Genomic DNA, 12,697 nt, shown 5'->3' on the forward strand with positions numbered 1-12,697 from the left:
ACCGGCCGGCCGACCATTCCATTCGGCCGTGCGAAGCCACACGGGGGCCATCATGCTTACTGTCCGCGCCAGTTGGAGAAGCCACGCCCTCGGGGTCGCGGCCGTCGCCGCACTCCTCGCGACCGCGGCCTGCGATTCCGGCGGCGCCGACGACGCCAGGCCTTCCGCCGCCCCGACCGTCCCCTCCACCCCGAGCGCGGCCGCCACACCCACCGCACCCGCCCCCTCGGCCAGCCCGAGCCCGACGGCCACCGCCGCCGGCACCTCCTCGGGTCCGGGCACCGTGGCCTGCAACGACAACGACCTCTCGATCGCCACGTCCGTCTGGCGCCAGGACTCGGGGCAGCACCTCCTCATCACGGCCACCAACTTCACCGACAAGGCCTGCACCCTCTACCACTACCCGTACGTCGGCTTCGGCGCCGCCATCGACGGACCGATCGACGCGATGGGGTCCGCGCCGAAGGCGATCGCCACGATCGGACCGAAGGAGAAGGCCTATGCGGGCCTTTTCCTCTACCGGGGCAGCGAGCGGACGATCGCCGTCGAGGCGGTGTCCATCGGCCACCAGGACCGCGCCCTCAACAGCAACAAGGAGTCGTCGATGCTCGACGTCGCCCTGTCCAAGGAAATCGGATTCCTCAATGTGGGGACCAACGCCCGGGTCACTTATTGGAACCGCGATCTCCGCGCGGTCGAGGACTTGCTGTTCAGGTCTGGAAACAATTGACCTGCATTCTCAGAGCATGACGAGCAGACGCGTCTGCGGCTTGAGCTTCCTGTTCACCGAACGGCTCTGCACGTAGACCTCCAACTCGGGATTGTTTCCGGCCTTCACGGAAACCGTTCCCTGAACTCCCTTGCCGAAAAGCAGAGTACGCGCGGCGTCACCCGTGTAGGCGAGATCGGTCTTCTTCTCGACCACGACGACTTCCTTGTCGGGCTGGACCTGGACCCTGGTGCCCAGCTGGTAGTAGCACGCGCCGCGTTCGTACGTCACGTCCGGCTGCGCGTCGACGAAGGCCCGGATCCCGACCTCCGCGTCGACCGGCAGGAGCCGGTACTTGTCGGCCGGGACCGGCTCCAGCGTCGCCCGCACGTCGTCGACCGAGATGTCCTGGCCGACCGTGAAGAGGTTCTTCGTACCGCGCACGCCCTTCTCGCGGCCCCGCAGGAAGCTGGTGGCGGCGGCGCGCACCGTCCCGATCGCCTCCTCCACGCCCGCCTGGGAATCCGCGTCCCAGATGGCGATGTTGCCGGCCGGGAAGCCGTAGTTCTGGGCGGTTCGCTTCGCCAGGGAGTTCGGGACGAGGATCGCGGAGGTCCAGTGGCCCGGAAGGGCACCCATCTTCGCCGCGATCCTGTCGAGCCAGGGCCCGAGGACGGCCATGTCGCCGTCGTGCCGCCGGTCGCCGCCGGAGGCGTTCTCCTCGCCGTCCGTCACCACGATCTGCAGGAAGCTGTGCTCGCCGTACTCCTCCCAGATGTGGCCCAGGTCGTCCAGCGACTTCAGTGAGGCTTCGATGAGGGCGGTGGCGCCGTTCTTGACCTTGTACAGGCCTCGCATGGACGGCAGATGCTTCACGTCCATGTCCCAGACCAGATTCTCCACCTTGTGATCGAAGGAATAGAGGCTGATCCGGGTCTCATGACCGAGGCTGTCCGATTCGGCCTTCAATCCCGCCACGAACTCGTCGACGACGCGAATGAGCTGACTCTGGTGCGGACGCATGGAACCCGAACAGTCCACGACCAGCGCGACGTGATTGACCTTGTGCTGGATTTTGTTTGTGGACATGTTTCTGCTCCTTCTCCGAAGCTCCCCGAGTGATGTATCCACACTAGGTGGCCCCACTGACAACGGAGCTTGACGGACCATCACCCGCACCGCCGCGACGGGCCGGCCTATCCCTCCGCCGGAGCTCGGCCCGTCAGGGCCGCCAGGCTGGAGCGGACGTGGTTCATGTGGGCCCGCATCTCCTCCGTCGCCTCCGCGTGCTCCCGCAGGATCCCCCGCGTCTCGCGTCCGGTCCGCTCCTCCGTCACCCGCGCCTCCGCGAGCAGTTCCGCGGCCCGCGCCTCCGCGTCCTCCTGGCCGTGCCGCGCCGACTCCTCCGCCTCGGCGAAATCGCGCCGGGCCTCCGCCAGCCGGGATTCGGCGTGCCGCTCCAGTTCCGCGTGGCGCGCGTCCAGTTCCGTCTCCCGCGCCACCCGCTCCCGCTCCGCCGCCTCCCAGCGCTCCGCCTGCTCCTGCTCGCGCCCGGCCCGCTCCGCGTCCGCCCGCCGCCGCGTCTCCGCCAGCGCGGCCGACGCCTGCCCCCGCCACGCCGCCGCGTCCTCCCGTGCCTGCGCCCGCACGTCGTCCGCCTCGCGCTCGGCCCGCAGCAGCCCCTGCCGGGCTCGGACCTCCGTCTGCTCGCGCACCGCCTCCGCGTCGTTCCGCGCGAGCTCGGCCGCCCGGTCGGCGCGCGCCTCGGCCGCGCCGAGCGTCGCGGACGCATCCACCCGCGCGTCCGTCCGTACGGCGTCGGCCTCTTCCTCCGCCAGCAGCAGGATCCGCCGGGCGCGTTCGCTCAGCTCGTCGTACGCCTGCGGAGCCAGCGCGGAGACCGCCTCCCGCAGCCGCGCCGCCTCCGCCTCCATCTGCTTGGCCAGGACCGTCAGCCGCGCCACCCGCTCCCAGGCCTCGTCCCGGCTCCCGGAGAGCCTGGCGAGGTACCGGTCGACCTCTTCCATGCGGTAGCCGCGACCGCGCACGGTCGCAATGGGTGCACTCATCCTGGATGCGCCTCTCTCGCGGGGATTCCCGTCAAGGATGCGCCATTTGAACCCAGAAGCCCGAATGGCCGGGCCGGGAACCTGTTCGAAGGTCCCGGCCCAGCCACCCAATGGATCATCCGATCAACCGATCAGAGCAATCCGTCCCACATCTGCTCCAGCAGCACCGACCACCAGCTCTCCGGTGAGGCCAGCGCCGCGCTGTCGAGTCCCGCCAGGTTCGCCTGGAAGTCGACCGTCCAGCGGCCCGCCTGTTCCGGCGTCAGATGCTGGCGCAGCCGCCACATGTGACCCAGCATCGCGAGGGACCGTACGAACTGCGGCAGGCTCGAGTTCACGAACTGCGGCGGTACGGGAGCACCCCCCGGGCCGCCTTCCACCGGCACCGCCACGATGTGCGCGGTGCCGTACTGCACGCACAGCGCCTTGCCGAAGTCGCTGCCGACGACCAGGTACGAGCCCGCGTCCGAGGCCGGCTGCACCTGCCGCTGCTGGGCCAGCTCGGCCAGCGTCGGCACCGGCTGGCCGGGCACGGCCTGCGCCCAGAAGAACGGCCCGAAATCGACGGGCAGGCCCGACCACATCAGCGTCTGCGCCACGATCTCCGGCACGCCCTGACGGGACACGGCCCGCTGGTCGAAGCGGAACACGCCCTGCGGACCGAAGGCCGCCGTCAGCTCCTGCGCGATCGCCTCCAGCGGGATCGCCGGCTGCAGCGGAACCTGCGGCAGCGGCGCGCGTACCGGCGCCGGGCGCGCCGGACCGTCCGCCACCTGGTGCAGCTCGCCCTGGTGGGTGAGCAGGTGCCGCATGCCCTGCTGACGGCCCGCGTGGTCCTTGCCGTACGGGGCCACGCTCGTGATCCGCACCTGCGGCCAGGTCTCCCGGATCATCCGGGCACAGTAACCGCCTGGCAGCTCACAGGACTCCAGCTCGGTGTGCAGCTCCAGCACCTGCTGCGGCGGCACGTTCATGGCGCGCAGCTCGTAGAGGATCTGCCACTCCGGGTGCGGGGTGCCGGGCGCCGAGCGGCGGATGAGCTGCTGCTCGGAACCGTCGGGCGCGCGGTAGCGCAGCACGGCCTGGTAGCCGGGGCCGACGGTGGGCGCGCCGGTCGGGACCGGGGCCTGCGGGCCGGGCCCACCGGGCGCACCCGGCGGCGGGCCGGGCGGACCGGGCGGCTGCGGAACACCCGGGCCGGCCAGCATCGTCGCGGCATGGTCGATCCCGCCACCGGGCGTACCGGGCGCACCCGGCGGACCGGGCGGCTGCGGAACACCGGGGCCCGCGAGCATGGTGGCGGCGTGAGGGGCCCCGCCACCGGGGGCACCGGGCGGACCGGGAGGCGCCGGCGGCTGACCGGTGACGGCCGGACCCGCGAGCATCGTCGCGGCATGGTCGATCCCCCGGCCCTGCGACCCGGGAGCACCCGGCGGACCGGGAGGCGCCGGCGGCTGACCCGCACCCGGAGCACCGGGCGCACCCGGCGGACCCGGAGGCGCCGGCGGCTGACCGGTGACGGCCGGACCCGCGAGCATCGTCGCGGCATGGTCGATCCCCCGGCCCTGCGACCCGGGAGCACCCGGCGGACCGGGAGGCGCCGGCGGCTGACCCGCACCCGGAGCACCGGGCGCACCCGGCGGACCGGGCGGCTGCGGAACACCGGGACCGGCCAGCATGGTGGCGGCATGGTGCGCCCCGCCACCGGGCACCCCGGGCGGACCCGGGGGCGTCGACGGCGTGGACGGCCGGCCGGCACCGGGGCCGGAGCCGCCGGGCCGGGAGATCTGGGCCTTGCTGGTCGGCGCGTCGGCGATGTCGCTCGCCGACGGACCACCTGACTGACCACCGGCGGAAGCACCCGCCGGACCGGCGTCCGGCGCACCCAGCGCGGGCACGATCGCGGTCCTCGGCAGCTGGCTGCCGCCCGCCATCAGCGTGGTCTTCGCCTCCGGGGCCACCCCGGACGACGGCGCGTCCTCCAGGTCCGACCCGGACAGCGGCGGCGCGAACACGGTCGCGGGCAGCGGTACGGACACGTCGTCCGCACCGGAGTTCACATCGGTGCCCGCCCACGGCGTCGCACCGGCCGGCACCGAGGCCGGCACCCCGTCGTTGGCCGTGGGCTCGTACGGGATCTCGCCCCCGCGCCGCAGCGGCACGGCCTCGACGGACGCCGGTGCCGCAGGTGCCGACACGGGCTCGGGCGCGGCGTCCGCGGGCGCACTGTCCGCGGGCGCGGCCGGAGCCGGCGCGGGCGTCGACCGCGGCGCGATCCCCGCCCGGTCCGCGGCCTCCTGCAGCCACTCCGGCGGGCTGAGCATGAACGACGTCTGCTCCGAGTCGATCCGCGGCGGCGGGACCGAGGCCTCCGACGCAGCCGCGGCCACGGCCCCGTACTCCTCCTCGTACCGGCGGATCACCTCACCCACCGGCAGTCCCGGCCACAGCGTCACCTCCCCGCTGTCCCGCGCGATGACCAGCCGCTGCCGCCCACCACCGGACACGGGACCGGCCGCGCGGTCCTCCGCCCACACCACGAACCCGAGCCCGAACTCCCGTACGCGCACCTCCCGGTGCTGGTACGCGGGCACGTCGCCGTTGATCCATTCCTCGGCGCGCTCCTGCGCCTGCGCAAACGTCACCATCGCGCGCTCACCCCTCCACCGGTGCCGGACCCGACACCGGAACCGAACGTGCGAATCCGCCGTCCACCATCAGACCGGCCACCGTCTCCAGCTCGGGCGGGTTGCCCGCCAGCCGCTCCAGAAAGGCGTCGAAATCAGCACCGCACGGCAGCAGCAACCGCTCCACGCGCTCCTGGACCGACCAGCCGTCCCGGTCGCGGGCATCGTCGTACGGGGAGAACCACACCGAGCCGATGCCCTCGCCCTTGACCTTCAGCGCGATCAGCCCGCCCTGCGCGAAGGCCACGCACAGGTAGTCCTTCGTCAGGTGGTCGCGCAGACACTTGTTGACGTACACCAGGTCATTGATCGCCGCTTCCTCACGCACCGTGAAGAACGGCTGGTCCACCAGCAGACCCAGGTCCACGTCCAGGCCCGCACCCACCGGGGCGCAGCCGCCCGCGGCCTTGAGGAACGAGCGGTACGCCTCCGGCAGCCGGTAGCCGAGGTCCTCCTCGACGCCCTGGACCTGCTCCTCGGCGACCGACACCACCGACTTCGGCAGCCCCAGGTGCGCCGGACGGACCTCCTGCAACGGCCGCGTACCGCGCTTCTCGTGATCCACCGGAGCCGTCGTCAGGCCCGCGTGATGCCGCAGCAGCGCCTTCACCTCGACCGGGACCAGCTCCATGCGCCGCGAGCCCGCCACGTGGTGCCAGGTCCAGCCGTGCGGGGTCGCCACCGGCCCGACCGTGTCCCACAGCTCGTGCCGGGCGGCCTTCATCGCCGCGTTCGCGGACACGTAGTCCGTGAGCCGCAGCTCGTCCACCCCGAAGCCCTCCGGCGGCTCGGCGATCTCCACGGCCGCGCGCGCGTACGCGGAGAAGTCCGGATGCCCGTTGCCGTCCATCCGCACTCCGTGGGGATGCCGAGCGGCCCGGACCGGGTCCGGGAAATGCACGACCTGCCCCGAGTAAGCGGCGTTGGGTGGCGCGGCCTGCTGCCCGAGCCGACCTGTCGTCATGGCGGTAGCCCCCTGCTGGATCTGGCTGGTTCACCACAGCCTATGCGCTGGGGCAAGAGCCTCACCCGCACCCGTCCGGCGCACCCGCCCGAGGGCCAGGAACATCCGAATTGATACGAATATTCGACCCCACTTCCACATGACAGCTGACGTTTGGCAGGCTGTCCCCGCAGCACGGGGGCGTGAGCGACAGCGGTCACCACCGCCGCCACGGGAGGGAAAGCACCACCATGCACAACACGGCAACACGCACGGAGTCCGGCGACACCGCGCCGGGTGCACCAGACGCACCGGGCACCACCGGTGCGGCCGGCGAAGCCACCGGGCCCGCCGGCGACCCCCGCCTGCGCTGGAGCAGCACGGACGGCCGCCCCGCCGTGCCCGTCCTGCGGTTCCGCCGGGACGGCATCCTCCCCACCGTCGCCGCGGCCCTGTCCGTACGCGGCGAAACCCTCACCGGTACCGCCGGCAAGGCCGACCAGCCGCCCGCGCTCCATCCGCTCGTCCAGGACTTCCTCGACACCCTCACCAGCGGCCAGCGCGAACGGTTCACGGGCCGGTGTCCGGAGGCGATCCTGCTCTCCCGCCACCTGGCCTCCGTCGAGGGCGCCCGCTCGCGCCGGGCCTCCCGCAAGCCCCTCTCCCCGAGCGAGGCCCGCCGCTCCCTCAAGAACGCGAAGATCACCGCCCGGCGCATCCGGGAGGACGGCGACCCCCTCCACGGCAGTTACGCACCCCCCTGCCGCTCCTGCGACGCACTCCTCGCCCACTTCGGCGTACGTTCCGTCGACCTCACCCCCTCCGAGTAGCCATGACCACCGCCTCAGCCTCCTACGACCGCTCCTCGGCCACCCGCTTCCCGGTCGCCGTGGACTCCGCCCTGCGCACCGCCGGCTGGGAACCCGGCCGCTGGGACATCAAGCAGGCCGAGTACTGGGCCGACGCCCTTCGGGACCACACCACGCCTGCCGGACACCGGCACACCGTGTTCCCCGCAGCCGTCGAGGCGTGGGCCGAATTCGGCGGCCTGACGGTCACCGCGCCCGGCGCCGGCCGGCAGATCGCCCCGACGCCGGTGCGGATCGACCCGCTCACCGGGCTCCACCTCGCGCGCACCTTCGCAGACCTCGGCCGGGCACTGTCCACCGAGCTCTGCCCGCTGGGCGTCGAGGCCGACGGCGGCTCCCACCTCGCGCTCGACCGCGAGGGCCGCGTCTACGGGATCGACCACACCGGCGACTGGTACCTCGGGCCCACCGTCGACGAAGCCCTCACCCTTCTCCTGACGGGTCTCCAGCCGACGCGCCTCACCACGGGCTAGGCCGGCGCTTTCGGATCTTGCCGGGCCCCCGCTGCCCGGCTGACAAGATCCGAAAGAGCCGGCCTAGGCGAGCTCCGGAAGCCGCTCGCCGGCTTCCGGGTAGCGCCCCTCCTCCAGCCGGAACAGGTACGCGCGCAGGTCGGCGGCCAGTCCGCCGGCCAGGTAGGCCTGGAAGTCCCACACCCCGAGCAGCGCGTCGTCCTCGTAACGGTCACGGCCGCGGCCGAACTCCACCAGCGCCCCCTCCAGGTGCTCGGCGACCTTGGCGCGCTCCGCCCACCACTGGCGCACGGCCTGCGGGGTCCACCACAGGTCCCCGTCGCACGCGTACTCCTGGAAGGGATCCTCGGTCGCCGCGCCCACCACGTCCCGCACCTGGCGCCGGTCGCGCGGCTGCCGGAACACGTACTCGATGCTGTGGCACTCGGCCGCGTAGAGCACGTTGTCCGGGGCCTGGAGCCGCCCCGTCCAGCAGTTGTCCGTCTCGGCCGTGTAGAACGGCCCGGGCACGTTCAGCCACAGCCGCTTCTCCCAGCGCCCCCCGAAGACCTTGCGGTCCTCGTCCGTCAGCTCCCCCACCGGGTCCCAGCCCACGCCTACCCCCGCCCGCTCGGCAGGACCGCCGAGACCTTGAAGCCGCCCGCGTCCGTCGGGCCCGACACGAACACCCCGCCCAGGCCCAGGACGCGCTCGCGCATCCCGACGAGTCCGTTCCCTCCGCTCGGCAGGCCCGGCTCGGGGGCCTTGCCGTCGCAGGGGCCGTTCTCCACCTGCATGGCCACTTCCCCCGCCCGGTGCGCGAGCCGCACCACGACCCGCGCGCCCGGGGCGTGCTTGTGGCAGTTGGTGAGCGCCTCCTGCACCACGCGGAACCCCGTCTGCTCGACCTCCGCCGGGTACGCCGCCCACTCGCCGTGCACCAGCATCTCCACGGTCATCCCGGCCGCCCGCGACTGGCCCACCAGCGCGTCCAGCTCACCGAGCGAGGGCCCGTCCTCCACGCCCCCGGCGAACGCGACCGCGAGGACGGGCACCGCCGGCACGGGGGCCGGCGCCGGCTTGGGGGCCGCCCGGAGCACGCCGAGCATCTCCCGCAGCTCCGTCAACGCCTGCCGTCCCATGTCCCCCACCAGCGCGGCGTTCTTCGCCGCCCGCGCCGGGTCCTTGACCGCCACCGCCTCCAGCGCGGCCGCGTGCACCACCATCAGCGACACCCGGTGGGCGACCACGTCGTGCATCTCCCGCGCGATCCGGGTCCGCTCCTCCGTACGGGCCCACTCGGCCCGCTCCTCCGCCCGGTCCGCCAGCAGCGACAGCTCCCGTTCCAGCGAGTCCGCCCGTTCCTGCAGGCTCTCCATCAGCCGTCGGCGGGCCCCGATGTAGAGCCCGAAGAGCACCGGCGGCACGGTCAGCGCCACCGCGACGAACCCGGACAGCACGACCACGAGCGTCGTATCGGCCTCCACGTCCCCGCGGGTGCGCAGGTACATCACGACGAAGGTCGCGGCCAGCGACATCGAGGCCAGCGTGGCCGTGACCCGCCGGGGCACCTCGGAGGAGGCCAGGGTGTACATCCCGACCACCGCCAGCAGGAACCCCATCGCGGCCGGGGACACGGCGATCCCCACGAGCACCACGGCGATCGGCCACCGCCGCCGCAGCACCAAGGTGGCCCCCACCGCGAACCCGAACACCACGCCGACCGCGGTCGGCAGCCCCGCCTCGGCGGCGAAGGGCACTCCCTCCCACGCACACTCGACGGCGGACACACCGCCGAGCACCACATCCCCCACGGCCTCCCGCCGCCGCGCCCACCACAAAGGCGGCCCAGCGCGGCCTTCCACTTCCCCCGTACTGGTCATGCCGTCCAGCGTACGGGCGGCGTCCGTGGCGCTCCGGGCAAATACCCGCCGCCGAAACGGCGGGGACGGGTACCGTCGCATTGAGGCCAGGTGGTACGGCATAGTAGGGACGGCCAGCTTGATCGGTACGCCGAAATGTCCGGTTAGGCCACGTTCACTATCCCCTGTGGTGTAATTGGCAGCACTGAGGCTTTTGGTGCCTTATGTCCGGGTTCGAGTCCTGGCGGGGGAGCTGCTCACATCCGGGTCCGGACCGTCAAGGTCGGGACCCGCGTTCGTTCCGGGGCAGCGGCACCCCGGTATCCTTCACGGGTCCACCCCCGAAGCCGAAGGGCACACCCGTGAGCGCCAACCGCCCGGCAGCCGTCGTCGTACTCGCAGCGGGTGAAGGCACCCGCATGAAGTCGGCGACTCCCAAGGTTCTGCACGAGATCTGCGGGCGCTCGCTCGTCGGTCACGTCGTCGCCGCCTCCCGCGAGCTGGACCCCGAACACCTCGTCGTGGTCGTCGGGCACGCCCGGGAGCAGGTCACCGCCCACCTGGCCGGCATCGACGCCGAGGTGCGCACCGCCGTCCAGTACGAACAGAACGGCACCGGGCACGCCGTCCGCATGGCCCTCGAAGAGCTCGGCGGCGGCATCAGCGGCACCGTGATCGTCGTCTGCGGCGACACCCCGCTGCTGACCGGGGAGACCCTGCGCCGGCTCGCGCAGACGCACGAGGCCGACGGCAACGCCGTCACCGTGCTGACCGCCGAGGTGCCGGACTCCACCGGCTACGGGCGGATCGTCCGCGACGCCGGCGGCGCCGTGACGGCCATCGTCGAGCACAAGGACGCCTCCGACGCCCAGCGCGCGATCCGCGAGATCAACTCCGGTGTCTTCGCCTTCGACGGCGCCCTGCTCGCCGACGCCCTCGGCAAGGTCCGCACCGACAACAGCCAGGGCGAGGAGTACCTCACCGACGTCCTCGGCATCCTGCGCGAGGCCGGCCACCGCGTCGGCGCGGCCGTCGGCAGCGACCACCGGCAGATCCTCGGGATCAACAACCGCGTCCAGCTCGCCGAGGCCCGCGCCCTGCTGAACGCGCGCCTGCTGGAGCAGGCCATGCTCGCGGGCGTCACGGTCATCGACCCCGCCGGCACCTTCATCGACGTGACCGTCACCTTCGGTCAGGACGCGATCGTGCACCCCGGCACCCAGCTGCTGGGCGCCACGCACATCGCCGAGGGTGCCGAGGTCGGCCCCAACACCCGGCTCAAGGACACCCACGTGGGCGCGGGCGCCCGGGTGGACAACACGGTCGCCGAGAGCGCGGTCGTGGGCCCGCAGGCCACCGTGGGCCCGTTCGCGTACCTGCGCCCCGGCACGAACCTCGGCGCGAAGGCCAAGGCCGGTACGTACGTCGAGATGAAGAACGCGACGATCGGCGAGGGCACCAAGGTCCCCCACCTGTCCTACGTCGGCGACGCGACGATCGGCGAGTACACGAACATCGGCGCCGCGAGCGTGTTCGTGAACTACGACGGTGAGCACAAGCACCACACCACCGTCGGCTCACACTGCAAGACGGGCTCGGACAACATGTTTGTGGCTCCCGTCACCATCGGGGACGGCGCCTACACGGCGGCCGGCTCGGTGATCACGAAGGACGTACCGCCCGGCGCCCTCGCCGTGGCCCGTGGCCAGCAGCGGAATATCGAGGGCTGGGTGGCCCGCAAGCGTCCGGGCAGTGCCGCTGCCACGGCGGCGCAGTCGGCGGCCCCGGAGGACGCCGTGCGCCCCTGAGGTGAACTGACCGGAAACAGGTACGCCCGTGACGGCGTACCGTGATAGGTGCACGCAATTCGGCTGGCTCACCGTGTGCGGGACGGACGCACATGGGGGCGAGCAGCTTCAACACGTCTGAGGAGACAGTGCTGTGACCGGGATCAAGACGACCGGCGAGAAGAAGCTGATGCTCTTCTCCGGCCGCGCCCACCCCGAGCTGGCCGAGGAGGTCGCGCACCAGCTGGGAGTCGGCCTCGTGCCGACCAAGGCTTTCGACTTCGCGAACGGCGAGATCTACGTCCGCTTCCAGGAGTCGGCTCGCGGCGCGGACTGCTTCCTGATCCAGAGCCACACGGCTCCGATCAATAAGTGGATCATGGAGCAGCTGATCATGATCGACGCGCTGAAGCGCGCGTCGGCACGCTCCATCACCGTGATCGTCCCGTCCTACGGGTACGCCCGCCAGGACAAGAAGCACAAGGGCCGCGAGCCGATCTCGGCCCGCCTGGTCGCCGATCTGCTGAAGACCGCGGGTGCGGACCGCATCCTCACGGTCGATCTGCACACGGACCAGATCCAGGGCTTCTTCGACGGCCCGGTGGACCACCTCTCGGCCCTGAACGTCCTCGCGGACTACGTCGGCGCCAAGGTGGACCGTACGAAGCTCACGATCGTGTCCCCGGACGCCGGCCGTGTGCGCGTGGCCGACCGCTGGTGCGACCGTCTGGACGCGCCGCTGGCGATCGTGCACAAGCGCCGCGACAAGGACGTCGCCAACCAGGTGACCGTCCACGAGGTCGTCGGTGAGGTCAAGGGCCGCGTCTGCGTCCTGGTCGACGACATGATCGACACCGGTGGCACCATCTGCGCCGCGGCCGACGCGCTGTTCGCGCACGGTGCGGAGGACGTCATCGTCACCGCCACGCACGGCATCCTGTCGGGCCCGGCGGCCGACCGCCTGAAGAACTCCAAGGTCAGCGAGTTCGTCTTCACGAACACCCTGCCGGACCCGTCCGACCTGGAGCTCGACAAGATCACGGTGCTGTCGATCGCCCCGATGATCGCGCGCGCGGTGCGCGAGGTCTTCGAGGACGGCTCGGTGACCAGCCTCTTCGAGGAGCAGCAGTAACCACAGCGGCAGCCACCTCTGTGACCGCTGCGCGGTAGATCCTTTTGGTGCGGCCTCCCCCGCCGGGTACACTCCTCGAGTTGCTCGGCGAGGGAGGCCGTACCTGTTTCCGGTACGGATGCTCCGTTATCGACGCGCTCTTCGTAGCAGGCCGTTTCGGCCGGGTGACTTCCGTCCATTTCCGTCA

Annotated in this window: 11 protein-coding genes and 1 tRNA gene; 6 read left to right on the forward strand and 6 right to left on the reverse strand. The window is 72.1% G+C overall.

The features are described 5' to 3' along the window. The first annotated feature begins 52 nt into the window (after nucleotides 1-52). Entirely contained in the window at nucleotides 53-730 is a 678-nt protein-coding gene (locus OG444_RS16105; protein ID WP_327262830.1) for a DUF4232 domain-containing protein, read from the forward strand. Nucleotides 731-739: 9 nt separating this feature from the next. On the opposite strand, the gene OG444_RS16110 is transcribed toward OG444_RS16105, so the two are convergent. From OG444_RS16110 to OG444_RS16125, 4 genes are all read right to left on the reverse strand, one after another. After that, the gene (locus tag OG444_RS16110) at nucleotides 740-1,798 is read right to left on the reverse strand and encodes a vWA domain-containing protein (RefSeq protein WP_327262831.1); all 1,059 of its coding nucleotides are present in this window, start codon (nucleotides 1,796-1,798) and stop codon (nucleotides 740-742) included. A gap of 107 nt (nucleotides 1,799-1,905) precedes the next feature. Then, complete coding sequence (locus tag OG444_RS16115; RefSeq protein ID WP_327262832.1) at nucleotides 1,906-2,778, reverse strand: cellulose-binding protein; 873 nt, start codon at nucleotides 2,776-2,778, stop codon at nucleotides 1,906-1,908. A gap of 131 nt (nucleotides 2,779-2,909) precedes the next feature. Further along, nucleotides 2,910-5,426, reverse strand: coding sequence for an SUKH-4 family immunity protein (locus tag OG444_RS16120; protein WP_327262833.1), 2,517 nt, complete (start codon nucleotides 5,424-5,426; stop codon nucleotides 2,910-2,912). A gap of 7 nt (nucleotides 5,427-5,433) precedes the next feature. Continuing rightward, nucleotides 5,434-6,429, reverse strand: coding sequence for an SMI1/KNR4 family protein (locus OG444_RS16125; RefSeq protein ID WP_327262834.1), 996 nt, complete (start codon nucleotides 6,427-6,429; stop codon nucleotides 5,434-5,436). 230 nt (nucleotides 6,430-6,659) lie between these two features. Here OG444_RS16125 and OG444_RS16130 point away from each other — a divergent pair, with 230 nt between their 5' ends. Beyond that, the gene (locus OG444_RS16130; protein ID WP_327262835.1) at nucleotides 6,660-7,238 is read left to right on the forward strand and encodes a YwqJ-related putative deaminase; all 579 of its coding nucleotides are present in this window, start codon (nucleotides 6,660-6,662) and stop codon (nucleotides 7,236-7,238) included. A 2-nt stretch (nucleotides 7,239-7,240) separates the two neighbouring features. After that, nucleotides 7,241-7,750: an SUKH-3 domain-containing protein gene (locus OG444_RS16135; protein ID WP_327262836.1), complete on the forward strand. Its 510-nt coding sequence runs from the start codon at nucleotides 7,241-7,243 to the stop codon at nucleotides 7,748-7,750. Nucleotides 7,751-7,813: 63 nt separating this feature from the next. Here the strand turns inward: OG444_RS16135 and OG444_RS16140 are convergent, their stop codons facing one another. Together OG444_RS16140 and OG444_RS16145 are read right to left on the reverse strand one after the other, a co-directional pair. After that, nucleotides 7,814-8,344 (reverse strand): hypothetical protein, encoded by a 531-nt coding sequence (locus OG444_RS16140; RefSeq protein WP_327262837.1) that lies wholly within the window; start codon nucleotides 8,342-8,344, stop codon nucleotides 7,814-7,816. A gap of 2 nt (nucleotides 8,345-8,346) precedes the next feature. Continuing rightward, the gene (locus OG444_RS16145) at nucleotides 8,347-9,612 is read right to left on the reverse strand and encodes a sensor histidine kinase (protein WP_327262838.1); all 1,266 of its coding nucleotides are present in this window, start codon (nucleotides 9,610-9,612) and stop codon (nucleotides 8,347-8,349) included. A 160-nt stretch (nucleotides 9,613-9,772) separates the two neighbouring features. On the opposite strand from OG444_RS16145, the gene OG444_RS16150 reads away from it, so the two are divergent. The 3 genes from OG444_RS16150 (at nucleotide 9,773) to OG444_RS16160 (ending at nucleotide 12,510) form a co-directional block, all read left to right on the forward strand. Next, a tRNA-Gln gene (locus OG444_RS16150) sits at nucleotides 9,773-9,844 on the forward strand. Between the two features lie 109 nt (nucleotides 9,845-9,953). After that, nucleotides 9,954-11,399: a bifunctional UDP-N-acetylglucosamine diphosphorylase/glucosamine-1-phosphate N-acetyltransferase GlmU gene (gene glmU / locus OG444_RS16155; RefSeq protein WP_327262839.1), complete on the forward strand. Its 1,446-nt coding sequence runs from the start codon at nucleotides 9,954-9,956 to the stop codon at nucleotides 11,397-11,399. A gap of 133 nt (nucleotides 11,400-11,532) precedes the next feature. After that, nucleotides 11,533-12,510, forward strand: coding sequence for a ribose-phosphate diphosphokinase (locus OG444_RS16160; protein WP_030716976.1), 978 nt, complete (start codon nucleotides 11,533-11,535; stop codon nucleotides 12,508-12,510). Nucleotides 12,511-12,697 lie beyond the last annotated feature (187 nt).

It is taken from the genome of Streptomyces sp. NBC_01232 (genome assembly GCF_035989885.1).
Lineage (GTDB): Bacteria > Actinomycetota > Actinomycetes > Streptomycetales > Streptomycetaceae > Streptomyces.